The organism is Stenotrophomonas sp. MYb238, from assembly GCF_009496535.1.
Taxonomy (GTDB): domain Bacteria; phylum Pseudomonadota; class Gammaproteobacteria; order Xanthomonadales; family Xanthomonadaceae; genus Stenotrophomonas.
In genome coordinates this window covers 26,876-51,850 of record NZ_WIDL01000014.1, presented here as the reverse complement: position 1 = coordinate 51,850, position 24,975 = coordinate 26,876, and the positions used below count along the sequence as shown (strand labels likewise).

25 protein-coding genes are annotated in these 24,975 nt (G+C 70.1%); 16 read left to right on the top strand and 9 right to left on the bottom strand.

Annotation, left to right across the window (positions count from 1 at the left end; translation table 11 throughout):
• Positions 1–58: 58 nt before the first annotated feature.
• The gene (locus tag CQ393_RS10865) at positions 59–880 is read right to left on the bottom strand and encodes an META and DUF4377 domain-containing protein (protein WP_153191565.1); all 822 of its coding nucleotides are present in this window, start codon (positions 878–880) and stop codon (positions 59–61) included.
• An 84-nt stretch (positions 881–964) separates the two neighbouring features.
• Positions 965–1,759: an undecaprenyl-diphosphate phosphatase gene (locus tag CQ393_RS10860; protein ID WP_153191564.1), complete on the bottom strand. Its 795-nt coding sequence runs from the start codon at positions 1,757–1,759 to the stop codon at positions 965–967.
• Between the two features lie 211 nt (positions 1,760–1,970).
• Here CQ393_RS10860 and glnA point away from each other — a divergent pair, with 211 nt between their 5' ends.
• The 8 genes from glnA to CQ393_RS10820 all read left to right on the top strand — a co-directional run bounded on the left by glnA (position 1,971) and on the right by CQ393_RS10820 (position 12,119).
• A complete protein-coding gene (gene glnA, locus CQ393_RS10855) occupies positions 1,971–3,380 on the top strand; it encodes a type I glutamate--ammonia ligase (RefSeq protein ID WP_153191563.1) in 1,410 nt (469 codons plus the stop codon).
• A 289-nt stretch (positions 3,381–3,669) separates the two neighbouring features.
• Entirely contained in the window at positions 3,670–4,008 is a 339-nt protein-coding gene (locus tag CQ393_RS10850; RefSeq protein ID WP_153191562.1) for a P-II family nitrogen regulator, read from the top strand.
• Positions 4,009–4,211: 203 nt separating this feature from the next.
• Positions 4,212–5,555 (top strand): ammonium transporter, encoded by a 1,344-nt coding sequence (amt, locus tag CQ393_RS10845; protein WP_153191561.1) that lies wholly within the window; start codon positions 4,212–4,214, stop codon positions 5,553–5,555.
• A gap of 82 nt (positions 5,556–5,637) precedes the next feature.
• Positions 5,638–6,696, top strand: coding sequence for an ATP-binding protein (locus CQ393_RS10840; protein ID WP_153191560.1), 1,059 nt, complete (start codon positions 5,638–5,640; stop codon positions 6,694–6,696).
• Positions 6,689–8,113, top strand: coding sequence for a nitrogen regulation protein NR(I) (ntrC, locus tag CQ393_RS10835; protein WP_153191559.1), 1,425 nt, complete (start codon positions 6,689–6,691; stop codon positions 8,111–8,113). Before CQ393_RS10840 ends, ntrC begins: the two co-directional genes overlap by 8 nt.
• A 158-nt stretch (positions 8,114–8,271) precedes the next feature.
• Positions 8,272–10,740: a serine/threonine-protein kinase gene (locus CQ393_RS10830; RefSeq protein ID WP_153191558.1), complete on the top strand. Its 2,469-nt coding sequence runs from the start codon at positions 8,272–8,274 to the stop codon at positions 10,738–10,740.
• 150 nt (positions 10,741–10,890) lie between these two features.
• Positions 10,891–11,460: a superoxide dismutase family protein gene (locus CQ393_RS10825; RefSeq protein ID WP_153191557.1), complete on the top strand. Its 570-nt coding sequence runs from the start codon at positions 10,891–10,893 to the stop codon at positions 11,458–11,460.
• 44 nt (positions 11,461–11,504) lie between these two features.
• A complete protein-coding gene (locus CQ393_RS10820; RefSeq protein WP_153191556.1) occupies positions 11,505–12,119 on the top strand; it encodes a superoxide dismutase family protein in 615 nt (204 codons plus the stop codon).
• An 85-nt stretch (positions 12,120–12,204) separates the two neighbouring features.
• Here the strand turns inward: CQ393_RS10820 and CQ393_RS10815 are convergent, their stop codons facing one another.
• A complete protein-coding gene (locus CQ393_RS10815) occupies positions 12,205–13,092 on the bottom strand; it encodes a hypothetical protein (protein WP_194269647.1) in 888 nt (295 codons plus the stop codon).
• Positions 13,093–13,199: 107 nt separating this feature from the next.
• Here CQ393_RS10815 and CQ393_RS10810 point away from each other — a divergent pair, with 107 nt between their 5' ends.
• A complete protein-coding gene (locus tag CQ393_RS10810; RefSeq protein ID WP_153191555.1) occupies positions 13,200–14,480 on the top strand; it encodes an acetyl-CoA C-acetyltransferase in 1,281 nt (426 codons plus the stop codon).
• Between the two features lie 103 nt (positions 14,481–14,583).
• Here CQ393_RS10810 and CQ393_RS10805 read toward each other — a convergent pair whose 3' ends face one another.
• The 4 genes from CQ393_RS10805 to CQ393_RS10790 all read right to left on the bottom strand — a co-directional run bounded on the left by CQ393_RS10805 (position 14,584) and on the right by CQ393_RS10790 (position 18,446).
• A complete protein-coding gene (locus CQ393_RS10805; RefSeq protein WP_153191554.1) occupies positions 14,584–15,300 on the bottom strand; it encodes an ankyrin repeat domain-containing protein in 717 nt (238 codons plus the stop codon).
• Between the two features lie 23 nt (positions 15,301–15,323).
• Positions 15,324–16,586 carry a heme biosynthesis HemY N-terminal domain-containing protein gene (locus tag CQ393_RS10800; RefSeq protein ID WP_153191553.1) on the bottom strand — a complete coding sequence of 421 codons (1,263 nt, stop codon included), beginning with the start codon at positions 16,584–16,586 and terminating at the stop codon, positions 15,324–15,326.
• The gene (locus tag CQ393_RS10795) at positions 16,583–17,563 is read right to left on the bottom strand and encodes a uroporphyrinogen-III C-methyltransferase (RefSeq protein ID WP_153191552.1); all 981 of its coding nucleotides are present in this window, start codon (positions 17,561–17,563) and stop codon (positions 16,583–16,585) included. The genes CQ393_RS10800 and CQ393_RS10795 overlap by 4 nt, the downstream gene beginning before the upstream one ends.
• A gap of 100 nt (positions 17,564–17,663) precedes the next feature.
• On the bottom strand, positions 17,664–18,446 hold the full coding sequence (locus CQ393_RS10790) for a uroporphyrinogen-III synthase (RefSeq protein ID WP_153191551.1): 783 nt from the start codon (positions 18,444–18,446) through the stop codon (positions 17,664–17,666).
• 48 nt (positions 18,447–18,494) lie between these two features.
• On the opposite strand from CQ393_RS10790, the gene CQ393_RS10785 reads away from it, so the two are divergent.
• The 5 genes from CQ393_RS10785 to CQ393_RS10765 all read left to right on the top strand — a co-directional run bounded on the left by CQ393_RS10785 (position 18,495) and on the right by CQ393_RS10765 (position 21,580).
• The gene (locus CQ393_RS10785; RefSeq protein ID WP_153191550.1) at positions 18,495–18,953 is read left to right on the top strand and encodes a YiiD C-terminal domain-containing protein; all 459 of its coding nucleotides are present in this window, start codon (positions 18,495–18,497) and stop codon (positions 18,951–18,953) included.
• 76 nt (positions 18,954–19,029) lie between these two features.
• Positions 19,030–19,407: a hypothetical protein gene (locus tag CQ393_RS10780; protein ID WP_228114470.1), complete on the top strand. Its 378-nt coding sequence runs from the start codon at positions 19,030–19,032 to the stop codon at positions 19,405–19,407.
• Between the two features lie 64 nt (positions 19,408–19,471).
• A complete protein-coding gene (locus CQ393_RS10775) occupies positions 19,472–19,915 on the top strand; it encodes a rhodanese-like domain-containing protein (RefSeq protein WP_343199935.1) in 444 nt (147 codons plus the stop codon).
• Between the two features lie 104 nt (positions 19,916–20,019).
• Positions 20,020–20,532: a protein-export chaperone SecB gene (secB, locus tag CQ393_RS10770; protein WP_153191548.1), complete on the top strand. Its 513-nt coding sequence runs from the start codon at positions 20,020–20,022 to the stop codon at positions 20,530–20,532.
• 19 nt (positions 20,533–20,551) lie between these two features.
• Positions 20,552–21,580: an NAD(P)H-dependent glycerol-3-phosphate dehydrogenase gene (locus CQ393_RS10765; protein ID WP_153191547.1), complete on the top strand. Its 1,029-nt coding sequence runs from the start codon at positions 20,552–20,554 to the stop codon at positions 21,578–21,580.
• Positions 21,581–21,870: 290 nt separating this feature from the next.
• Here the strand turns inward: CQ393_RS10765 and CQ393_RS10760 are convergent, their stop codons facing one another.
• Positions 21,871–22,443, bottom strand: a complete 573-nt coding sequence (locus tag CQ393_RS10760; protein ID WP_153191546.1) for an Ax21 family protein — start codon at positions 22,441–22,443, stop codon at positions 21,871–21,873.
• Positions 22,444–22,866: 423 nt separating this feature from the next.
• Between CQ393_RS10760 and CQ393_RS10755 the strand changes: the two genes are divergently transcribed.
• Together CQ393_RS10755 and CQ393_RS10750 are read left to right on the top strand one after the other, a co-directional pair.
• Positions 22,867–23,283: an H-NS histone family protein gene (locus CQ393_RS10755; RefSeq protein ID WP_153191545.1), complete on the top strand. Its 417-nt coding sequence runs from the start codon at positions 22,867–22,869 to the stop codon at positions 23,281–23,283.
• 356 nt (positions 23,284–23,639) lie between these two features.
• Positions 23,640–24,392, top strand: coding sequence for a DNA-formamidopyrimidine glycosylase family protein (locus tag CQ393_RS10750; protein WP_153191544.1), 753 nt, complete (start codon positions 23,640–23,642; stop codon positions 24,390–24,392).
• A gap of 115 nt (positions 24,393–24,507) precedes the next feature.
• Here CQ393_RS10750 and CQ393_RS10745 read toward each other — a convergent pair whose 3' ends face one another.
• The gene (locus CQ393_RS10745; RefSeq protein ID WP_153191543.1) at positions 24,508–24,927 is read right to left on the bottom strand and encodes a c-type cytochrome; all 420 of its coding nucleotides are present in this window, start codon (positions 24,925–24,927) and stop codon (positions 24,508–24,510) included.
• Positions 24,928–24,975: the final 48 nt, after the last annotated feature.

Genomic DNA, 24,975 nt, shown 5'->3' with positions numbered 1-24,975 from the left:
ACAAAAACGAAGGGCGCCGCAAGGCGCCCTTCGTCGTTTTCAGCTTTGGCGGTGCCGGTTACTTCTTCACCGTTTCCGAACCGACCACCATGTCCAGCACGTAGGCCTGCGCGGACGCATCGGCCGGCGGGTTCTTCACCGCATAGCGCTTGACCCGCAGCACGTTGCGCACGCCGTCTTCGTGGGTATAGCCCTCGATGCCGTCGTAGAAATTGCTGAACTCGCCGCGCTTGCCCTGCTCCAGGCCCTTGTCGTCGTAGTGCACTTCGCGCACCTGCAGGCACTGCTTGTCGGGGATCAACGGGTGCGAGCACGGCCTGGTCTGCGCGTCGACCTCCAGGAAGACGGTCTCGCCCGGGCCGCCGTAGCGGGTCTCGGCGGTCGGCTCGCCGCGGAAGCTCAGCACGTCGCCGGCGGCGTTGGTCAGGGTGAGCGTGGAGGCGTCGTGCTGGCCGATTTTCAGCGTGCCCTCCAGGCGGCTGCTCACCGCCTGGTCGAGCGCCATCAGCGCCTGGTCGGTGCAGGCCATCATCGTCGATGCCATGCGCGAGACGGTGATCTCGCTGCCGGCCAGGGTGTAGCCGCCGCCCATGCGGTTGCAGGTGTTGTCCACCGCCACGCGGCCGTCGGCGAAGTCCAGGGTGACCGGCTTGTCGGCGCGCACGAACAGGCCGTCGATGCGCTTGCCGGCGCTGTCGGTGGCGTTGTCGAGCACCCAGTGGTTGGCGCCGAGCTGCGCGGCGTCGACCGGCGTGGCCGCGGCCGCCGGCGCGGCATCGGCCGCAGGCGCGGGCGTGGCGTCGGCCGGGGCGGTGGAGGGGGTGTTGTTGCAGGCGGTCATCAGGGCGATGGGCAGGGCCAGCAGCAGGATGCGCTTCATGTCGTACTCCTTGGGAAGCTGTGGAAAGGACGGAGGGGAAAACGGATGGCGCCGGCTGCGGGGGTTACCGGCGGCTTTCCGCATTCAGTTTCCAGCAGGCAGGAACAGCAGCAGCGCGGCACCCAACGCCAGCCTGTATATCGCGAACCACGTGAAGCGATGGTGCTTGATGTAGCCCAGCAGCCACTTCACCACCACGAAACCGGTCGCCACCGAAGCGGCGAAGGCGATGCCCACGTCGCCCCAGTCCTGGTGGCCGAGCTGGCCGTGGCGCGCCAGTTCCAGAAAGGCATAGGCGCTGGCCGCGAACATGGTCGGGATGCCGACCAGGAACACGAACTCGGCGGCGGCCGCGCGCCGGCTCAGGCCCAGCAGCATGGCCAGGAAGATCGCCGCGGCCGAGCGCGAGGTACCCGGGAACACGCCGGCCACCACCTGCGCCAGGCCCACGCCGACGGCGACCTTCCAGGTGACGCTGTCGCGGTCGGGCAGGCGCGCGGCGAAACCCTCCGCCAGCAGCATCCACCCCCCGCCGATGACCAGCGCCCAGGCTACCGGCGTCACCGTCTCGGGCAACTCCCAGCCGGCCAGGCGCACCGGCAGGCCGACCACCGCGGTCACCAGGAACGCGGTGCCCAGCTTCAGCACGTAGTCGCGGTTTTCGCGTTCGCCCAGGCCGGTGGCCAGCGACCACAGCCGCTGCCGGAGCACAAGCGCGACGGCGAGGATGGCGCCGGCCTGGATGACGATGTTGAAGAAGTCCGAGCGCGCGCCGAGCCAGCGCTCGGCGATGAGCAGGTGGCCGGTGCTGGAAATGGGCAGGAATTCGGTCAGGCCTTCGAGGATGCCGAGCAGCAGGGCGGAAATCGGGTCGGACATGGGTGTGCAATGGGAAAAGGACCGGCAGAGGATAGAGCATCGTCCGTGCGCACCCATGTGGTGCGGACCTTCAGGAATTGCACCTTTGCGGTGCAATGTTTCTGCGCCGAACCAACCGGAGCCATTTGAAAACAAGGACTTGCAGGTCCTCCGGAGTTGGCACGCGAGTTGCTCTACCCAAGGCACGCCACTCCATCCGAGGTTTTGCCCGATGTCCCTGGAAAACGTTGAGAAGCTGATCAAGGACAACCAGGTCGAGTTCGTCGACCTGCGTTTCGTCGATATGCGCGGCATCGAGCAGCACGTGACCTTCCCGGTCTCGATCATCGAGCCGTCGCTGTTCGAGGAAGGCAAGATGTTCGATGGCAGCTCGATCGCCGGCTGGAAGGGCATCGCCGAATCGGACATGGTGCTGCTGCCGGATCCGGACAGTGCCTACCTGGATCCGTTCTACGCCGACCCGACCCTGGTGCTGACCTGCGACGTGCTCGACCCGGCCACCATGCAGGGCTACGGCCGCTGCCCGCGCGGCATCGCCAAGCGCGCCGAGGCCTACCTGAAGTCCTCGGGCATCGCCGACCTGGCCTTCTTCGGCCCGGAACCGGAATTCTTCATCTTCGACTCGGTCCAGTTCGCCAACGACATGGGCCACACCTTCTTCAAGATCAACTCCGAGGAAGGCTCCTGGAACACCGGCAAGAGCTACGACGGCACCAACACCGGCTACCGTCCGGCGGTGAAGGGCGGCTACTTCCCGGTGCCGCCGACCGATTCGCTGCACGACATCCGCGCCGAGATGTGCAAGGTGCTGGAAAAGGTCGGCATCGAGGTGGAAGTGCACCACCACGAAGTGGCCAACGCCGGCCAGTGCGAGATCGGCGCCAAGTTCAACACGCTGGTGACCAAGGCCGACGAACTGCAGCGCATGAAGCACGTCATCAAGAACGTTGCCCACCGCAATGGCAAGACCGTCACCTTCATGCCCAAGCCGCTGGTCGGCGACAACGGCAGCGGCATGCATGTGCACCAGTCGCTGGCCAAGGAAGGCAAGAACCTGTTCTCCGGCGACGGCTACGGCGGCCTATCGCAGATGGCGCTGTGGTACATCGGCGGCATCTTCAAGCACGCGCGCGCCATCAACGCCTTCGCCAACTCCGGCACCAACAGCTACAAGCGCTTGGTGCCGGGCTTCGAGGCGCCGGTGATGCTGGCCTACTCGGCGCGCAACCGCTCGGCCTCGTGCCGCATTCCGTGGGTGTCCAACCCGAAGGCGCGCCGCATCGAGATGCGTTTCCCCGATCCCATCCAGTCCGGCTACCTGACCTTCACCGCGCTGATGATGGCCGGCCTGGACGGCATCCGTAACCAGATCGACCCGGGTGCTCCCTCGGACAAGGACCTGTACGACCTGCCGCCGGAGGAGGAAAAGCTGATCCCGCAGGTCTGCTCCTCGCTGGACCAGGCGCTGGAAGCGCTGGACAAGGACCGCGAGTTCCTCAAGGCCGGCGGAGTGATGAGCGACGACTTCATCGATGCCTACATCGCGCTGAAGATGAAGGAAGTGACCGCGTTCCGCGCGGCCACCCACCCGCTGGAGTACCAGCTGTACTACGCCAGCTGACCGTGGCGGCCGCCATCGCGCGGCCGCCCACCCTCTTGCCGCCGGGATCGGCGGCGATGGCAAAGTCCCTCCCCTCCCGCTTTCGCCATCGCCGCCCCCTGGCGGCAAACCCCGGCAACACCCAGGCAGTGGCAAGAGAAACCGGAAACGCGCCGCGCGGGCCAGGCCTTCTTCCCCGCGTCACCGGCCCGCGGCGCATCCGGCGCAACGCCAGCGGCCGCTCCATGGCCGATGGAAGACACGGCACCGGCCCGCGGCGGGCCGGTCTCCTCCACATCGGGACCTGCGCATGAAACTGATCTCCGCCATCATCCGGCCGTTCAAACTCGACGAAGTACGCGAGGCCTTGGGCGCGGCCGGCGTTTCCGGCATCACCGTCACCGAGGTCAAGGGCTTCGGCCGGCAGAAGGGCCACACCGAGCTGTACCGCGGCGCCGAATACGTGGTCGATTTTCTTCCCAAGATCCGCATCGAGACCGCCGTCACCGACGACCACGCCGAGGCGGTGATCGAAGCGCTGCAGGCGGCTGCCGGCACCGGCAAGATCGGCGACGGCAAGATCTTCGTCACCGCGCTCGAACAGGTGGTGCGCATCCGCACCGGCGAAACAGGCGCGGACGCGCTCTGAACCCCACCCCCTGAATCAGCGCGAAGGACGGTTGTTCCTCCTCCCTTCGGGAGAAGGTGGCGCGAAACGCCGGATGAGGGGCGAATGGAGCCGGTGATGCTTGAACCATCGGGACTCCATCACCCTTCGCCCCGATCCCTCTCACGGAGGGAGCGGGGCCGACAGCCGCCTCTGCGCTGATCCAACCCCAACCGGAGTCGACAATGCGAAAGGAAATTTTCACCGGGTCCAGGGCCCGGGTCGGTGGTCTGTGCCCGTCGTCCCTGCTGGCCGGCCTGGCGCTGGCCCTGCTTCCCCTCGCCGCATCGGCGCAGGAAGCCGCTCCCGCGTTCGACCGCGGCGACGTGGCCTGGATGCTCACCTCCACGCTGCTGGTGCTGATGATGGTGGTGCCGGGCCTGGCGCTGTTCTATGGCGGACTGGTGCGCGCCAAGAACGTGCTGTCGGTGCTGAGCCAGGTGCTGGTGGTGTTCTCGCTGGTGCTGCTGCTGTGGGTGGCCTATGGCTACAGCGCGGTGTTCAGCGCGGGCAACCCGTTCTTCGGTTCCTTCACCCGGTTCGCCTTCCTCAAGGGGTTCACTCCCGAATCGGTGGGCAATACACCGATCGTCGGCCTGCCGGATTTCCTGTTCGTGGCCTTCCAGTCCACCTTCGCCGGCATCACCACGGCGCTGATCGTCGGCGCGTTCGCCGAGCGCATCCGCTTCCGCGCGGTGCTGCTGTTCTCCGCGCTGTGGTTCACCCTGGCCTACATCCCGATGGCGCACATCGTCTGGGGCGGCGGCTGGCTGGGCGAGATGGGCGCGATCGACTTCGCCGGCGGCACCGTGGTGCACATCAACGCCGGCGTGGCCGGACTGGTGGCGGCATGGTTCGTCGGCAAGCGCCTGGGCTATGGCCACACCGCGCTGAAGCCGCACAACCTGCCGCTGACCTGGCTCGGCGCGATGCTGCTGTGGGTGGGCTGGTTCGGCTTCAACGCCGGTTCCGCCGCCGCGGCCGATACCGTCGCCGCGCTGGCCTTCCTCAATACCGTGCTGGCCACCGCCGCGGCGGTGCTGGGCTGGACCCTGGTGGAGGCGGTGACCAAGGGCCATCCCTCGGCGCTGGGCGCGGCCTCGGGCGCGGTCGCCGGCCTGGTCGGCGTGACCCCGGCCTGCGGCACGGTGGGGCCGATGGGCGCCATCGTGATCGGCTTGGTCACCGGCATGGTCTGCGTGTGGGGCGTCACCGGCCTGAAGCGGCTGCTGCGGGCCGACGACACCGCCGACGTGTTCGGGGTGCACGGCGTGGGCGGCATCGTCGGCGCCCTGCTCACCGGCGTGTTCAGCGCGCAGTCGCTGGGCGGCACCAAGGCGGGCCTGGATATCGGCCACCAGCTCTGGGTGCAGGCGGTCAGCATCGGCTTCACCGTGCTGTGGAGCGCGGTGGTCACCGCCTCGATCCTGCTGGTGGTGCGCGCGCTGGTCGGCCTGCGCGTGAGCGAGGAAGCCGAGCGCACCGGCCTGGACATCAGCACCCATGGCGAATCGGCCTACGAGGCCTGAGCGGGAGCGGCCAGGTCCGCCCAGGCGGGCCTGGCCGGTTCCGGCATGGCGACCGTCCCCTTCTTTGCACTACATTGGTGCAATGCGCGATACCGGTTCCCTGCCCACCGCCGAAATGATGGCCACGCCGCTGGCATGGGCGACGCCGGACGGGCGCATCGCCGGCGCCAACCCGGCGTTCTGCCGCTGGCTGGGGGTGAGCGTGCGGCGCCTGCTGGGGCAGCCACTGGCCTCGCTGGAAAGCCAGGGCGAAGCGCTGGCCGAACGGCTTGCGCAGGCCGGCGCCGCCGATGCCGTGCGGCTGTCGCGGCTGGCGCTGGCGCTGCCCGGCGAGCGCCCCCGTTTCGCCGAGGGCTGGCTGACGCCGCTGGACGCCGGCGGCTGGCTGCTGGAGGCGCACCCGGTGGACGAATTCGCCGCGCCCGATCCGGCGCAGGTGCTGCCCGGCGCGTTCAGCGCCGCGCTCAAGGGGCTGGCGCACGAGCTGCGCAATCCGCTGGCCGGATTGAAGGGCGCCGCCCAGCTGCTGGCGCGGCGCGCGGGCAACCGCGACGCCGCCGAGGGCGAACTGATCGAACTGATCGGCGCCGAGATCGAACGCCTCAACACCCTGCTCGAACAGCTGCTGTCGCCGGCGCCGCAGCGGCCGCACGCGCCGCTCAACATCCACGCCGCGCTCGAGCGCGTGCTGCGCCTGGCCGAGAACGAGGCCGGCTGGGCCCTGCAGCTGCAGCGGGACTACGACCCGAGCATCCCCGAATTCGCCGGCGACGCCGACCGCCTGACCCAAGCCCTGCTCAACCTGGTGCGCAACGCGATCCAGGCCGGCGCCACCCGCATCGTGCTGCGTACCCGGATCGAACATGGCGTGCGCATCGCCGAACACGCCTCGCCGCTGGCGCTGCGGCTGGAAGTGGCCGACGACGGCCGCGGCGTGCCCGACGACCTGGCCGAACACCTGTTCCTGCCGCTGGTCAGCGGCCGTGCCGAAGGCACCGGCCTCGGCCTGGCGCTGGCGCAGCAGGTCGCGCGCGAGCATCGCGGCACGCTGAGCTTCCGCTCGCGCCCCGGGCATACCGTGTTCACCCTGCTGCTGCCGTTGCCGGCCGCCAGCGAGGAAAAGGAGGCCGCCGATGCATGACCCCACCGCGCCGGCGGCGGTCTGGGTGGTGGACGACGATCGCGCGGTGCGTTTCGTCCTGACCACCGCGCTGCGCGATGCCGGCTACGCCGTGGAAGGTTTCGACAGCGCCGCCGCGGCGCTGGACGCGCTGGCGCGGCGACCGGCGCCGGACCTGCTGTTCACCGACGTGCGCATGCCCGGCGACGACGGCCTGGTCCTGCTGGAGAAACTCAAGGCCGCGCATCCGCAGCTGCCGGTGATCGTGATGTCGGCCTATACCGACGTGGCCAGCACCGCCGGCGCGTTCCGCGGCGGCGCGCATGAATTCCTGTCCAAGCCGTTCGATCTGGACGACGCGGTGGAACTGGCGCGCCGCGCGCTGCCCGAACCCGAGCCGCGCGTGGAGACTCCGCCCGCGGCCGCGCAGGACGAGCAGGCGCCGCAGCTGATCGGCGATACGCCCGCCATGCGCGCGCTGTTCCGCGCCATCGGGCGCCTGGCGCAGGCGCCGCTGTCGGTGCTGATCAATGGCGAGACCGGCACCGGCAAGGAACTGGTGGCCAACGCGCTGCACCGCGAATCGCCGCGCGCGCGCGGCCCGTTCGTCGCGCTCAACACTGCCGCCATTCCCGCCGAGCTGCTGGAAAGCGAGCTGTTCGGCCACGAGGCCGGCGCCTTCACCGGCGCGGCCAGGCGCCATATCGGCCGCTTCGAGCAGGCCCATGGCGGCACCCTGTTCCTGGACGAGATCGGCGACATGCCGCTGCCGCTGCAGACGCGGCTGTTGCGGGTGCTGGCCGAAGGCGAGTTCTTCCGCGTCGGCGGGCGCGAGCTGATCCACGTCGACGTACGCGTGGTCGCCGCCACTCACCAGGACCTGGAGACGCTGGTCGAGCAGGGCCGCTTCCGCGCCGACCTGCTGCACCGGCTGGACATGGTGCGGCTGTGGCTGCCGCCGCTGCGCGAACGGCTGGACGACGTGGCGACGCTGGCCGCGACCTTCCTCGCCGGCGCCGCGCACCGCCTCGACATGCCGCCCAAGCGCCTGTCCGCCGCCGCCGTGCAGGCGCTGCGCCAGCACGCCTGGCCCGGCAACGTGCGCGAACTGGAGAACGTGTGCTGGCGGCTGGCCGCCCTGGCGGTGGCCGACACTATCGCCGCCGCCGACGTACAGGCGGCGCTGGCCCGTGCTGGCCGTGCGCGCGCGGGCGGCGCGGCGCCCGCGCAATGGGACCAGGCGCTGGCCGAATGGGCGCGGCAGCGCCTGGCCGAAGGCGCGAGCGGCCTGCACGCCGAGGTGCGCGAACGCATGGAGGCCGTGCTGCTGGACGCGGCCCTGGCCGCCACCGACGGACACCGCAGCGAAGCCGCGGCCAGGCTCGGGCTCGGCCGCAACACCGTCACCCGCAAGCTGGGGCCGGGAAGGAAGCGCTGAGCATCCGGTCACTCCGGGCAGGCCGGAGGGGCCGTGTATGATCGGCCCCCGATGGGGACGCAGATGCCACCTTCGGACATCGCGGGCATCGTCCGGCGCGTGCCGGATGGGCTGCCGCTGGAGCCCTGCGGCCGCGCCGGGCCTGCGAAGCGGCCGCCATGTTGAACGCCGATGCCTGGAACCGTCTGACCGAGCTGTTCCACCGCGCCACGGAGCTTCCCGAATCCGAACGGATCACCTTCGTGCACTCGCAGGCCGGCGACGATCCGGAGCTGCAGCGCGAACTGCTGGCGCTGATCGCCGCCGATACCGATGCCACGCGCCTGCATGCCCCGTTGCGACGCGTGGTCGAGACGGTCGTGCGGGCCAGCGATCTGGACGTCGCGCCCGGGACGCGTTTCGGCCCGTGGGCGGTGGAGCGGATGATCGGCTCGGGCGGCATGGGGCGCGTCTACTTGGCGCGGCGCGCGGACGGGGCCTACGAGCGCGAGGTCGCGCTCAAGCTGGTGCGCGCGGCGGCCCTGGTGGATGCGCGCCGCCACGGTCATTTCGAGTACGAATGCCGGCTGCTGGCGCAGATGCAGCACCCGGCCATCGCGCAGATCCACGACGCCGGCGTCGAGGAGGATGGCCATGCGTGGCTGGTGATGGAATACATCCATGGCCAACCCCTCTCCAGATGGTGCGACGAGAACGCGCTGGACCTGCGCCAGCGCATCGAACTGCTGGTCAAGGCTGGTGAGGGCGTGCAGCACGCGCACCAGAAGGGCGTGATCCATCGCGACCTGAAACCGGGCAACATCCTGGTCGCCGAGGTCGATGGACAGCCCCTGCCGAAAATCATCGATTTCGGCATCGCCATGGAAACCGAAGGCACGGCGGAAACGGTCGGCGGCGGCACGCCCGGTTACATGAGTCCGGAGCAGGCCGACCCGGGCAGCGGCATCGATGCGCGCAGCGACGTGTATTCGCTGGGTGCCCTGCTGTACGAACTGGCCTGCGGCAGCCGCCCGGAAAGCAGCGCCCTCGTCGCCCCTTCGCGGTACCTGCGGGCACAGCCGGTGCCGCGCCAGAGGGAGCTGGCGGCGCTGCGCGGCAGCACGCCGGGCAGGCTGCGGCGCGAACTGCGCGACGGCGTCGACGCGATCGCCCTCAAGGCGTTGCAGCCCGAACGCGCCGCGCGCTACGCATCGGTGTCGTCGCTGCTGGAAGACCTGCGGCGCTGGCTTTCCCACTATCCGCCGCATGCCGCCGGCCCGGCGCGATGGCTGGCCCTGCGGACGTTCGTGCGCCGCAACCGGCTGGCGGTGGCGGCGTCGTGCATGGTCGCGGCGGCGCTGGTCGCGGGCCTGGCGGCGACCGCCTGGTCGCTGCGCGAAGCGCGCCAGGAAGCGGCGCGGGCGAAAGTGACGTCGGAGTTCTTGGCCTCGGTGCTGGACAGCGTCGATCCGGCGATCTCGCAGGACCTGGACAAGACGCTGATGCTGCGCGTGCTCGACGACGCTTCCAGGCGTGCGTCGCGGGAGCTGGCCGCCTACCCGGACATCCTGGCCGACATGGAACTGCTCATCGGCATCAACCAGAACCACCTGGCCGAGTTCGGGCTCACCGTGGCGCACCTGCAGGCGGTGCGCGAACTGGCCGGCAGGCATCCGGACCGGCTCGAGTTCCAGTATCTGCGTGCGACCCAGGTGCTGGGCGATGCGCTGGTGGGAGCCGGAAAACACAAGGAAGCCGACGCGCTGCTCGCCGAAGGCATCGAGAGGGCGCGGAGCGGCAAGCCCGAGCACCTCTGGCTCGCCCACGACATGCAGTCGCGCCGGGCGATGGTGCTCATCGACCTCGGGCTTCCGGACGCGGCGTTGCGCGAGGCACGCGCGGCGGAGGAAGGACTCGCGCGCCTGCTGCCCGCGGACGACCCGTACCGGCTGGATGCGGAAAAGCGGCTCGCCAACGTGCTTTCCAGCACCGGCGGGCAACGGCAGGCCATCGCAATGCTGCGCGACCTCGTCCAGCGCCGTGCGCGCCTGGAAGGCCCCGACCATCCGCTCACCCTGGTCACCCGCCGCGACCTCGCCATCGCCTACCTGTACCAGCGCGATTTCGCCGCGGCCGAGGTCCAGCTGCAGCAGGTGGTGGGCGCGTATCGGCGCCTGTACGGGGAAAACAACAGCTACACCGCCTTCGCCCGCGGCATGCTCGCCGGCGCGCTGCGCCAGCAGGGCAAGCTGGAGGAATCCGGGCCCCACTACCGCGCCGCGATGGAGTGGAGCATCGCCCACTCGGGCCCCGAGTCGCTGGATACCCTGGTCAACCGCCACAACCACGCCAACTGGCTGCTGGCGGCGGGCCGCACGCGGGAGTCGCAACAGGAGCAGCGCGCGCTGCTGGAAATCGCGGAGCGGACGCTGTCGCGCGATCACCCGGTCACCGCCGAGATCCTGCGTGGCCTGGCCGAGGCCGAACTCGCGCTTGGAGATATCGTTGGCGCGCGCGTCCATGCCCAGGCCGCGCTGGCGGCGATGCGTGCCGTGTACGGCGACGGGCGCGAAGATCCGCTGCGCAGCGTGCGCGAGACGCTGGCCAAGGTCGAAGACGCCGGGAAGAACGCCGCCGGAGCGAGGTAGCGGCGGGACGGCGCGTCGCTTGGCGTTCTGGTCGACCCGCAGCGGTAATCGTGCGGCGAGCGGTCGACGGCACGAGCCGGCGACACCGATGCATGCGAGGATTTTTTCGTCCGAGGCAGTACGCTTGCGGCAAATGTTCAGGAGCCCGCCATGCATCTTCGCCTACCTCTGACGGCCCTCGCCGGCACAGCCCTGCTGGCCGCCTGCGGCACCCATGCGCCGGCCAGGCCGGAAGCGCCGCCGGCGCCACCGGCGGTCAGCACCGCGCAGATGGCCGAAGCGAACCTCGCGCCGGCATCGGCCAGCCTGGTCAGCGGCCGGGTGGTGCTGGTGCCGGAAGCCGGCGGCGTGCACATCACCGGCGTGATCGGCAGCCTTCCGCGCGGCAGGCAGGCGGCGTTCCACGTGCACGAGAAGGGCGACTGCAGCGCGGTCGACGCCAGCAGCGCCGGCGGCCATTTCAACCCCGCGGCCCAGCCGCACGGTCGCGCCGGCAACAACGCGCACCATGCCGGCGACATGGACAACCTGCAGGTCAACGCCGAGGGCGTCGTACACGTGGACGTACACCTGCGCGGGGTTACCCTTGGCGGGAGCGCAGCCAACGACATCGCCGGCCGCGCCCTGGTGGTCCATGCCGACGCCGACGACTACCACAGCCAGCCGGCGGGCAACGCCGGCGCCCGGATCGCCTGCGGCGTGATCCGCGTCACCCGCTGAATGCGGCGATCCGGCCGATCCAGTCCAACGAAGGGAGTACGACGATGCGTTTGATCCACACCAGCCTGTTCCTCGCCAGCGCACTGGCGCTGAGCGCCTGCAAACAGGGCGCCGAGCCCGCCGCAACGCCGGCCGATACCGCGTCCGACACTCCGGTTGCCGCACCGGCCGCCGCCCCCGCCGCTCCGCCGGCAATGGACGCCGCGGTGGCCATGGCCGACCTGCAGCCGACCAAGGACAGCACGGTGAAGGGCAGCATCCGCTTCACCGTCGTGGACGGCAGGCTGCATGCCAGCGGCGACATCAGCGGGCTGAAGCCGGGCAGCGAGCACGGCTTCCACATCCACGAGAAGGGCGATTGCAGCGCACCGGACGGCACCAGCGCCGGCGGCCACTTCAACCCGGGCGACGCCAAGCACGGCAGCATCGACGCGGCCGCGCACCATGGCGGCGACATGCCCAACATCGTCGCCGACGCGCAGGGCAACGCCCACGTCGACGGCCCGGTGTCGAGCAACGTCAACGCCGGCAAGGGCGACGCCTTCGACATCATCGGCCGCGGCCTGATCGTCCATGCCGACCCGGACGACTACCACAGCCAGCCGACCGGCAACGCCGGCGCGCGCCTGGCCTGCGCGGTGATCGCCAAGGCCGAGTAAGGCCACCCGCCGCACGCAGGGAAAACGCCGGCGGATGCCGGCGTTTTCCGTTCGAAGCAGGTGGGCGTCGGCGCTTGCCCGGCCCTCAGCGCGCCATCGCCGCGCGCGCGTCCTGGCCGGCCTCGACGTGCACGTACAGCACGTCCATGCCATGCGCCTCGAGCACCGCGGCCATCTGCCGCTGGCGCATCAGGTACTGCTCGTAGATGCGCTGCAGGCGATCGCAGTCGTTCCGGTCCTGGGCGTAGTGCGCGCACCAGCCAGCCGGATCGAACAGGGCCATGCGCACCTCGCTGCCGGCATAGCGCAGCAGCGGTTCGGGCGCGGCGTCCAGCCACTGCTCGCGCTCCGGCGAGAACATCGCCGTCTCCAGCAGCGGCCACAGTCCGGCCAGGCCCTGGTTGTCGTACTGCATGGCCATCATCGCGGCCAGGTCGTTGACGGTGAAATAGCGCGCGTGCTCGATCTGCGCGTCGAAGGCGGTATGCGCCAGCAACGCGGTATCGGCCTGGGCCATGCCGTTGGCCAGCAGCACCTCTTCCAGCGCGTCGCGGGTCTCGGCCAGCAGGGCGGCATCGCTGCCGGTCAGCACGAACGGCAGGACGCGCAGGCCGCCGCCGGCGAGCGCGGCATCGGCCTGCAGGGGCAGCGGCACGTCGCCGGACGCGTCGGCACCGAAGGCGAGCAGGCGCGGCCCCTGGTTGCGGCCGGGCGCGCGCATCTGCAGCTCTTCCAGGCGCCGGTGGACCGGCCAGCCCGGGCGCAGCACCTCGGCCGGATCGAAATGCGCCGCGGCCAGCACTAGGTCCAGCCCGCTGGCCTGCGGCACCAGCCTGGCCAGGTCTCGGCCCACCAGCGCGGCCAGTTCGCCGGCCTGGCCGGCAGGCAGCGCGGTGCGTCCGGGCTGCTGGCCGCCGGCCAGTTCCAGCGCCATCACGCCCAGTGCGTTCATGTCGGGGTTGGAAATGCTCATGGTTCGCGGTTGGCCCGTCACGGGCTCGAAGCTACACTCGATGTCCATTATGCCTGCTGCCGCAGGCAGGTCCGCGTCGCCTTCCCCCATCAGCCCCAGGTAACCGCATGTCCAGCGCCCGTCCCGTCGCCATTCTCGGTGGTGTCCGCATTCCGTTCTGCCGCCAGAACACCGCCTACGCGGATGTCGGCAACCTCGGCATGTCGGTGCGCACGCTCGGCGCGCTGGTCGAGCGCTTCGGCCTGCACGGGCAGCAGCTGGGCGAAGTGGCGATGGGCGCGGTGATCAAACACCCCAGCGACTGGAACCTCGGCCGCGAGGCCGCGCTGTCCTCCGGGCTGTCGCCGCTGACCCCGGGCATCACCCTGCAGCGCGCTTGCGGCACCTCGCTGGACAGCATCATCACCGTGGCCAACAAGATCGCCTTGGGCCAGATCGACTCGGGCATCGGCGGCGGTTCGGACACCACTTCCGACGTGCCGATCGTCTATGGCAAGAAGCTGCGCGGGCGCCTGCTGGCCGCCAACCGCGCCAAGTCGACCGGCGACAAGGTCAAGGCGCTGCTGTCCGGCTTCCGCCTGTCCGAGCTCAAGCCCGAGTTCCCGGGCGTGGCCGAGCCGCGCACCGGCAAGAGCATGGGCGACCACTGCGAGGACATGGCCAAGCAGTGGAACATCTCGCGCGATTCGCAGGACGAATGGGCGGTGTCCTCGCACCGGAAACTGGCCGCCGCCTACGAACGCGGCTTCTTCGGCGACCTGATCGCGCCGTTCCGCGGCGTGGAGCGCGACAACATCCTGCGCCCGGATACCTCGTTGGAGAAGCTGGCCACGCTGAAGCCGGCGTTCGACAGGACCTCCGGCCGCGGCACGCTCACCGCCGCCAACTCCACGCCGCTGACCGACGGCGCCGCCGCGGTGCTGCTGGCCAGCGAGGAATGGGCGCGCGCCCACGGCCACGAGCCGCTGGCGTACCTGCGCGACGCGCAGGTGGCGGCGGTGGATTTCGTGCACGGCGAAGGCCTGCTGATGGCGCCGACCATCGCCGTACCGGAGATGCTCCGGCGCAACGGCCTGACCCTGCAGGATTTCGACATCTACGAGATCCACGAGGCCTTCGCCGCGCAGGTGCTGTGCACGCTGCGCGCGTGGGAAAGCGAGGACTACTGCCGCAACCGCCTGGGCCTGGATGCGCCGCTGGGCCGCATCGACCCGGAGAAGATCAATCCGCTGGGTTCGTCGCTGGCCACCGGCCATCCGTTCGCCGCCACCGGCGCGCGCATCATCGCCACCGTCTCCAAGGAACTGGCCGAACGCGGCGGCGGCCGCGCGCTGGTGTCGATCTGCACCGCCGGCGGCATGGGCGTGGTGGCGATCGTCGAGCGCTGAGCGCAGGCGACGGCTGTCGGCCTGCGGCACGGGCCGGCGGCGGCTCCCACAGGTCTGCGTGACGCGCCGAATCCCGCGCCTGCTTCCATCGGGTGAACCGGCGTCAGTGCCCGCTGGCGGCATCCAGCCGCACGTCCCGCTTGATCGCCGACTGGCGGATGGCCTCGTCCGGCGCGGCGCCGGCCGCCAGCAGCAGGTCCACCATCGGTTGGTTGCGGCAGCCGACGGCATAGCGCAGCGCCGTGGCGCCGCTGCCGGCCGCGAGGTTCGGTGAGGCGCCGGCCTGGAGCAGGACGCGGGCCATGTCGATCCGGTTGTTGGCCGCGGCGACGATCAGGGCGCTGACGCCGGACTCGTTGGTCGCATCAGGCGCCGCGCCGCGCGCCAGCAGGTAATCGAGCACCTGCCGCGCGCCTGCATGGACCGCATCCTGCAACAGACCGCCAGCGCGTTCCTGCAGGGGATGGCCGCTGGCTTCCATGCGTTCGAGCATGGCCACGTCGTCGGCGAAGGTCGCCAGGATCAGTGGATCGAGCCAACTGCGTTCGGTCAGCAGGGCCGGGTTGACGAAGGCCGCAACGAACGTGGGATCGGGCGACTCGGGCAAGGGGGGCTCGACGCTTGCCAGTGCGGCGCTGACGGCGCTGCGTTGCGCCTTGGTTGGCAGCCCCAATGCGCAGACATTGCCGGAAGTGTGAGCGTTTTCGTATTGATGGCCCAGGACATCAAATGCCAGTGCGCGCGCCTGCGCGTAGCGGCTTTCCGCCAGCGCGGGCGAGGTGCACAGGACCAGCAGGGCGAGTGCGGCCAGTTTCTTCATGGGCGTCCTCGAGCGAGCGGTGTTCAACCCGGCAACCGCGGGAAACCGTGCGCGTCGCGTTCCTCGGCCACGGCCTGGTCCTGGATCTGCTGGCGCAGGTCGCGGCGCTGCAGCGGCTGCGTGGCGCGGCCGCGGCGGTGATGCAGCGCGTTGAGCAGGCATTGCCGGGCCAGCGCATCCTCGCCCGCGGCGGCGAAGCCTTCGCCCAGTTCCTCCCAGGCGTCGGCGCCGGCGCCCTGGGCGATGGCGCGGTGCAGGAATTCCTCGGCCTGGGTCCATTGGCCCTGGCCGCGCGCCAGCCGGCCCAGGGTCAGCAGCAGCGCGGGGCTGGACGCATGCGATTGCAGCCAGCGCTGCGCGCTGGCGCGGCGCGAGTCGAGCTTGTCCACCGGCAGATTGCCGTACAGCGCGATCAGGGTTTCGTCCCAGTGGCTGTCCAGCGCCTGTTCGATGCCGTGCAGGGCGGCGTCGTTCCAGTTCAGCGCCACCGCGCGGCAGGCGTAGCGCTCCAAGGCCTCCGGCGTGGCGCGCAGCGCCTTGGGCAGGACTTCCCAGCGCGCGGCCAGGGTGTTGACGTCCCCGGCCTCGTCGAGCATCTGCAGGGCGAGCCGGGTCTCCAGCGCGGCCAGGGCATCGGCTGGCAGCGCCTGCTGCTGGCGCAGCGCGCCGAGCTGGCCATAGGCCTCCTCGGCGCGGCCGGCGCGGGCCAGCGCCTCGGTGCGCAGCCACAGGCCGCGCGGCGGCAGCGGCTGGATCGCCGGCAGGTCCAGCGCGTCGATGGCCTGCTGCGGCCTGTCCTGCTGCAGCCAGCGTTCGGCGCTGTGCAACGCGTGCAGGGTGGCGTCCAGCGCGCCCAGTTGCTGCAGGTGGTGGCCGGCGCTGGCGGCGTCGCCGCGCGCCTCGGCCGCGCGCATCGCCGCGACCAGCGCGATCGGGCGCACTTGCTTCTCGCCGGCGGCGCTGAGCAGCAGTTTTTCCGCGCGCTGCCACTGGCCGCCGTCCAGCGCCTGCAGGCCGTCGATCAGCCGCGCGCGGCCCTGCCGGCGGCGGTAGCGCGCCCAGCTGCGGAACGGTGCGCTGAGCAGCGTCCACAGCAGCCACAGCAGCAACCCGGCGATCAGCAGCGCCAGCAGCGCCTGCGGCAGGGTGGCGATGTAGTCGTTGCCGCCAGCGCGCACGATCACCTCGCCGATGCCGCGCACCGATTCCTGTCCCAGCCATTGCGCGCCGAGGATGCCGATGGCGGCTACCAGCAGGACCACCACCAGCCAACGGAATGCTTTCATGGTGCCTCCTTCCCGTCGCGCATGGCGCGCAGTTGCTGCAGGGTGCTGCCCAGTTCCGGCAGCGCGATGTGCAGGTCGGCCCCGCGCAGTTCCGCCAGTGTCTGGCGCTGGCGGCGCCGTTGCGGCGAATCCGGCCACAGCCGCAGCAGCCAGCCGTCCATGCGCTGCACGGCCTGCTGCCATGCGTCGGTGTCGCCCCGTTCCAGCGCGGCGCGGGCCAGGCTCAGTTCGATCTGCAGCGCGTCGCCGGCGGCGATGCGTTCGGAACGGGCCACCAGCACCTGCGGATCGGCCGGCCGAATCTGCACCAGCGGCGAAAGCACCTGCTGCCACCACGGCCGGCGCGCGTCGGCCGGTTGTTCGGCCTGTTCGGGCAGCGCTTCCAGCGCGGTGGCCCACTGCGCCAGCTGGCCGGCGGTGCGGGCGCGCACGCCGGGGCCGAGCGCATCGACCGCGGTGCGTTCCTGCAGCAGCGCCTGCCGCAGGTTCAGGTAGGCAGGGCTGTCGATCTCCTCGAGCACGCCGGCGGCCAGCGCGTAGAGGCGCCGCGCGCCGTCCAGGTCGCCGGCATAGGCCAGGCGCTGCTGGGCCTGGCTGAGCAGCAGTTCGGCTTCCTCGCGGCGTACCGCCTGCGCACCCTGGCGCGAATGGTCGGCCAGGCGCGCCACGTTCTCTTCCAGCAGCGCGTTGCGCTGGCCCAGGCCCAGCACCTCGTCGCGCAGGATGCGGTTGGTGGCGGCCACGTCCTGCAGGCCGCGCGCGTTGGCGCGCTGGTCGCGGCGCAGCGCTTCCACGCTCTGCTGCAACGCCGCCAGTTGCTGGCTGGCGGTGGCGCGGTCGCGTTCGGCTTGGTGCTGGCGCGCCTGCCAGGCCCGCCAGCCGAACACGCCGGCCGCGCACAGCGCGACAAGCAGCAGGCCGGCGACGATCCAGCGCGTCGGGCGGTGCCGCGGAGAAAGGGAGGAAACGTCATTCATGGGGGTACGACATCCTTGGCAGGCATGCGGCCCAACGGGCGGCGATGCGCTTCAAGCATCGCCCGCGACGCGGCGCGGCTGCAAGCCGCGGCCATGCCGCTCAGGCGGCGGGCGGAAACAGGGCGGCATGCGCGGCGGCGGCGAGCTGGCCGGGCAGGGGGCCGGCGGCGACATGCGCATCGGCGAAGCCGAGCGTCGTGGCCAGCCCGGCCAGCCGTGCGCTGGCGGCGACCAGCGGTTGCCGTTGCCAGCGCCGGCGCAGCGCGGGCGGCAGCTGCGCCATCACGCGTTCGAGCGCTTCGCCGCTGCTTACCGCCAGCACGGCGGGGGCGTCGAGCGCCTGCAGCCGCGACCACAGCTTCGCCGGGACCTGCAGCGGCACACGTTCGTACACGTCCACGCGCAGCAGCTGCGCACCGCGCGCCTGCACCTGGGCGGCGATCATGCCGCGGCCGCCGGGCGCGGTGACCAGCGCCACCCGTTTCCCGCGCAGGTCCGCCATGGCCGGCAATGCCAGCAGGCCCTCGCTGTCCATCCGCGCGGGCGCCTGCACCGCCGCCGCGCCATGCCGGCGCAGGGCCCGGGCGGTGCCCTGGCCTACGGCGACGAGGCGGCCGGCGTCCAACCGCTCCAGCGGCATCAAGCCGGCGGAGGCCGTGGCGGCTGCCGGGCTGGTGAAGACCAACCGGTCACATGCCAGCGCCTGCTCCAGCTGGCCACGGGTGGTGTCATCGTCGCGGGCCTGCAGCCGCCATGGCGAAACCGCCACCGTGCGCGCGCCGAAGCGGGCGGCGGCGCGCCGCAGGCCATCGTGCTGGCCGGAAGGACGCAGGGAGATCAGATACCAGGCCGTGTCGGCCGGCACATAGGCGCGGCTGTTCATTCCATGCATTATGCGGGCGCTTTCCGTTTCCCGTTCCCGCACGCCCCCATGTCCGATACACCCGACCGCGACACCCTGCTGCATCGCCTGCAGGCCACCCTCGATGCGATGCCGCCGGTCGCGGCGATGGGCATCCGCATCGCCGGCTACGCCGACGGTGCGCTGCGCCTGCAGGCGCCGCTGGCCACCAACGTCAACGACAAGGGCAACGCCTTCGGCGGCAGCCTGGCCTCGGTGATGACACTGGCCGGCTGGGCGCTGGTGAGCCTGCGCCTGTCGCTGGCCGGGCAGGAAGCCGAGGTCTACGTCGCCGACAGCAGCATCCGCTACCGCGCGCCGGTCTACGGCGACCTGGACGCCATCGCGCAGGCCGCCCCGGGCGAGGACTGGGACGCCTTCCTGGCCCTGTTCGGCAAGCGTGGCCGGGCGCGCATCGCCGTGCGCGCGCAGATCGAAGGCGGCGCCGCCGAACTGGAAGGGCGCTTCGTCGCCCTGGCCAAGGGGTAGGATGGCGCTGCCCCGGGGAGAAGCCATGCACCGACGCCTCATCCAGTCCGCCGTCGTCCTGTTGCTGGGCTTGGCCATGGCCGCCCAGGCCGCCGGCCCCAGCCGCGGCCAGCGCAACAAGCTCGCCCAGACCCAGGACGCCTACGTGGCGGCGGTACGCTGGAGCGACTTCGAGGCCGCCGAGGGTTTCATCGACCCGGAGTACCGCCAGGCGCACCCGCTGACCGACCTGCAGCGCGAGCGCTACAGGCAGGTGCAGGTATCCAACTACCGCGAACGCTCCACCGGCGTCGCTGCGGACGGTGCGGTCGAGCGCCGGGTCGAGATGGGCGTGGTCAACCGCAACACCCTGGCCGAACGCACGGTGATGGTGACCGAACGCTGGCGCTGGGACGCGGAAGCCAAGCGCTGGTGGCAGGCGCAGGGGCTGCCGGACCTGTGGCAGGGCCAGTAGCCGCTGGCCGTCCCGCGGCCGGCTTGTGCGACAATCGCCGCCCGCTTGTCTGACCGTGACCCGAGTGAATTACGAAGAGCTGCTGGCCTTCGCTGGCCGAAACCCGATGCTGTCGCTGGCCTTCGCCGGCCTGACCATCGCCATCATCGTCACCGAGATCGCACGCCTGTTCCGCGGCTACCGCTCGATCAAGCCGGCCGAACTAACCCGCCTGATCAATGGCGGCAACGCGGTGGTGATCGACCTGTCGGCGGGCAGCGACTTCGAGAAGGGCCACATCACCGGCAGCCGCAACGTGCAGCCGGCCCAGCTGACCCCGGCGCACAAGCTGCTGGCCTCGGCCAGGCAGTCCCCGGTGGTGCTGGTGTGCCGCACCGGCACCGGCACGGCCTCATCCAATGCCGCCAAGGCGCTGAAGAAAGCCGGTTTCGAGCAGGTATCCGTGCTCGATGGTGGCATCGCGGCCTGGCAGGCGGCGGACCTGCCGCTGGTCAAGGGCCGCGGCTGATCCTTCATTTGGCGTTAAGCCCTTGTGCAGGGCCGGCGCCGCCCCCATCGCAGGTGGGGTAACAATCCCATTCAACGAACGAACCGTTCTGGAGTCCTAGAGAAATGTCCGAAGAGAACAACAACGCCGTCCCGGCCGAAGCCAACAACGGCCCGGCGTTCACCGTCGAAAAGATCTACGTCAAGGACGTTTCCTTCGAATCCCCGAACTCGCCGACCATCTTCAACGAGAACGTGCAGCCGGACCTGCAGCTGAACCTGAACCAGAAGGTGCAGCGCCTGTCCGAGAACGCCTTCGAAGTGGTGCTGGGCGTGACCCTGACCTGCAAGGCCGGCGACAAGACCGCCTACGTGGCCGAAGTGGAGCAGGCCGGCGTGTTCGGCCTGATCGGCCTGGAGCCGCAGGCGATCGACGTGCTGCTCGGCACCCAGTGCCCGAACATCCTGTTCCCGTACGTGCGCTCGATGGTGTCGGACCTGATCCAGGCCGGCGGCTTCCCGCCGTTCTACCTGCAGCCGATCAACTTCGAAGGCCTGTACGCCGAAACCCTGCGCCAGCGCCAGCAGCAGGCCGATGGCACCTCGCTGGCCGATTCCGAGCCGGCCGGCAACGCCTGACCGGCGTCCATCCCTGCGGATGAGTACCAACGACGCGGAAAAGATCGCCGTCCTCGGCGCGGGCTCCTGGGGCACCGCGCTGGCCAGCCTGCTGGCCCGGCACGGTCACCCGACCGTGCTGTGGGGGCGCGACGCGAACGTGGTCGAGGCGATCGACCGCCGTCACGAGAATCCCCGGTACCTGCCGGGGATTCCGCTGCCCGATTCCCTGCGCGCCAGCACCGACCTGGCCGGTACCGTCGCCGGTGCCCGCTGGATCCTGGTGGTGGTGCCCTCGCACGCCTTCGGCGAAACCGTGCGCACCCTGGCGCCGCTGCTGCCGGCCGGTGCCGGCGTGGCCTGGGCGACCAAGGGCTTCGAGCCCGGTTCCGGCCGTTTCCTGCATGAAGTCGCGCGCGACGTGCTGGGCCCGGACGTGCCGCTGGCGGTGGTCACCGGCCCGTCCTTCGCCAAGGAAGTGACCCTGGGCCTGCCCACGGCCATCACCGTCCATGGCGACGATGCCGCGTTCACCCAGCAGGTCGCCGACGCCATGCACGGCCCGGCGTTCCGCGCCTATACCGGCGACGACATGGTCGGCGCCGAGCTGGGCGGAGCGATGAAGAACGTGCTGGCGGTGGCCACCGGCGTGGCCGACGGCATGCAGCTGGGCCTGAACGCCCGCGCCGGCCTGATCACCCGCGGCCTGAACGAGATGCTGCGGCTGGCCGCGGCCATCGGCGGCAAGCCCGAGACCCTGATGGGTCTGGCCGGGCTGGGCGACCTGGTGCTCACCAGCACCGGCGACCTGTCGCGCAACCGGCGGCTGGGCCTGGCGCTTGGTCGTGGGCAGAGCCTGCCCGACGCGGTGAAGGAGATCGGCCAGGTGGTCGAATCGGTGCAGACCGCCGACGAAGTCATGCGCCAGGCCGGCCGCCACGGCATCGACCTGCCGATTTCCAAGGCGGTGCAATCGGTGCTGCATGGCGAACTGAGCCCTTCCGATGGCCTCAAGCAGCTGCTGGCCCGCGAGCAGAAGCCGGAATACCCGGAAACGCTGTTCAAGTAGGAATCGGCGAAGATCAAGAAAAAAGCCCGGCAATGCCGGGCTTTTTATTGTCCGTCACCCAGGCCGCGGCCCCCGTAGGAGCGACTTCAGTCGCGAAGGGGCCTTCCCGAAAAATCCCAGCCCCAGCCCCAGCCCCAGCACACCGGCACCCGCCATCCCCGGCAAGGCGCCCATGGACCGCCGCACTCCTCTCCCATCGCCCGCAAAAAGAAAGAGCCCGGTCGGGGAGGACCGGGCTCCGGGGCGCGGGGGAGAGAGAGCACGCGCCTTTGAAACGATGTACTGCCGGCTTACCAGGTGAAGCGCGGGCCGACGAACCATTCCTTGTCGCCGCCCTTGCCCAGCTTCACTTCGCCGCTCACGCCCCAGTTGGCGTTGAACTTGGCGGCGGCGCCGACGCGGCCGTAGAACTCGCCGTCCGGGTCGTAGCCGTTCTTCTTGCTGTAGTCCTCGTAACCGGCCAGCGCATAGCCTTCGATCATCGGGGTGAAGGCGGTACGCACGCCGACCTCGGCGCTGTAGCCGTTGAGGTTGGGGGCATGCTGCAGATCAAAGCGCTGGTAGGCCACGCGGGCCAGCAGGTCGGTGTTCGGGGCGACGCCGTAGTTGTAGCCCACGCCCAGGCGCCACTGGTCGACGTCGTTCTTGAACTTGTCGGTCTCCTGGGCGCTGTAGTCGCCGAAGACATGGAAGTTCGGGTGCACCGCCGCCGAACCCTTCACCTTCCAGCCATCGGCGTCGCCGCCCTTGGCGTCGGTGTTCACGTAACCACCTTCCACGTAGTTGTAGGACAGGCCATCGGTCGCCGAAGCAGCGAACGGCAGGGCGGCCAGCAGGCCCAGAGCGATCAGGGAAGTCTTCATTACGGATTACCTTTTTATTTTGGTTTGATCGACTGGCGGGGAACGCTTGCCGGTCGACAGGTGTGAATTATCCGTTAGCCGATGGAATCGCCCCTGAATATCAAACTGACCAGTACATAAATTAGACGATGCCTGCGGGAACTTGTGGCGCGATGCCCGAACGGGTGTCAAACACGATGCAACCGCTGCTTCCTGCCAATGCGCGGGCGCCCGGCGTTCCGGTACATGGCGACAGAATGGATGCGGCCCGGGGAGCCGATGCGATGCCACGCTACTGATCAACCGTCAGCGATGGTTTGTCCGTGTTCCTGCAATGCGCGTTTCCGGAATCGGTGCGAGCTCCCGATGGGTATGCCGATCCGCTACGGCGACAGCGGAAACCATGCCTTGACACCCGCACGGTCTGGAATCGACGCTAACGCCATGAGCATTGACCTGATCCCGCTGAATCTCCGCGAGTTGAACACCCTCATCCGGGCCGCCCAGGACAGGCACAGGGCGCTCACCGAACGCGAGCCGGCCGCGAAGATCAGGCGCATGCTGATCGCACAGGCGCAACGCGTCGGATACACGATCGAGGAGCTCTTCGGGCTGGATGCGGAACAGCCGCGGCCGACGCCGAAAGGCCTGCGCAGGCGCAAGCGGGCGCGGGTCGAGCCGAAGTACCGCGACCCCGACAACCGCCGCAACACGTGGACCGGCCGCGGTCGCATGCCGCGCTGGCTGGCGGCCAAGACCAAGCATGGCCGCAGCGTCGCCGACTTCCTGATCCCGGGCGTGGCCAAGCTCACGCCAAAGGCCCCGGCCACCGGCCGGCGCAGGCTGGTCAAGCAGAGCTGACGGAGCATCCGCCCCTGCAGAGGCGGACATCGTTGCGACGCGCTTTCTGCGCATGGGGTGCGAAGCACGGGCAGCATCGTGCCCGTCGCGTGCCGCGTGCGGTATCGCCACTCTCCGTTGAACCTTGCATGTCGCCTGGGACGCACCGCCCTTTCTTCACGGATGCGCATGCATCGGTTCACGACTGGATGACGGAGACGGTGGGACGGTAAGGCACTCTCCCTACCGGAAGCGTTCGATGTTCCATGACCGGAGTGCTTCGGCCCATGGGCGGATCGTAGGCGCCAGCGCGGCTGGGCGCAGACCGCCGTCGAAAACCGGTGCGTCCGCCTACCTGCCGGAAGAGCGCCGCCGGCATGCCTGAAGGTCCTTCCATCGTGCTGCTGCGCGAAGCCGCCGGGCGGTTCCGTGGCCAAGCGGTAAGGCAGGTAAGCGGAAATTCCCGCGAGGATCTGGCGCGCATGCAGGGATGCGAGGTGGTCGGCGTGCGCAGCTGGGGCAAACATTTCCTGCTCGAGTTCGCCGACTTCAGCATGCGCATCCACCTGATGATGTTCGGCAGCTGGCTGATCGACGAACGCAAGCCCACGCCGCCGCGGGTGTCCCTGCGTTTCGACAACGGCGAGCTCAACTTCTACGCGTGCTCGGTGAAGTTCATCGATCAGCCGCTGGACGAGGTCTACGACTGGCGCGCGGACGTGATGAGTGATCGCTGGGATCCAGCCCTGGCCCGCCGCAAGCTCAAGGCGTCACCCGACATGCTGGTCTGCGACGCGCTGCTGGACCAGCAGATCTTCTCGGGGGTCGGCAACATCATCAAGAACGAAGTGCTGTTCCGCATCCGCGTGCACCCGGCCACGCGCATCGGCGACCTGCCGCCGCGGAAACTCGGCCAGCTGATCGCGCAGGCGCGCGAATACAGCTTCGACTTCCTCGCCTGGAAACGCATCTTCGAGCTGAGGAAACACTGGCAGGTGCACACCCGCCGAACCTGCCCCGTCTGCGGCGGCCCGATCAGCAAGGTCTACATGGGCAGGACGAATCGCCGCACGTTCTTCTGCACACATTGCCAGAAGAACTACAGCGCCGGGGAAGGTGCCGGAACCTGACGCCGTTACCTGGTCGCATCAGCAGATGCTCTGTTGCCGCGGCTGTTGCAACGAAACGAAGGCGCGAAAGCACCGATTGTTTCGTCGCGAGGAGCGAACGGTCTCGAACCCGCCGTCAGTGCCGCGAGAGATACTCGATCACCGCCCTGCGTCGCTGCGGATCGGACGTGGCGTTGCGCATGCGCGTGCCGGGTACCTGCTTCTGCGGCGAGGCGAGGAACGCATCCAGCGTCTGCGCATCCCAGACGATGCCGCTGTTTTTCATCGCATCGGAGTAGGTATAGCCCGGCGCGCTGCCCGCGCGGCGGCCAATCACGCCGTGCAGGTTGGGGCCGACGCGATGGCCCAGGTCGGCGCGGGTGTCGTGGCAACCGGCGCAGAGCGCGAAGGCGCGCTCCAGTTCGCGCTCGTGCGGCGTGGCATCGGCGGAATGGTTGAACACGTCGCGCTGGCCGCAGGCGCCGAGCAGCAGGCAGGCGGCCACGGCCGACAATAGGCGGGACAGCGATCCGATGGACGAGCGGCCGGATCGCATCCAGCTGCTCGCATGCCCTTCAGCCTGCGATCCGGTCACGCCGTTCCG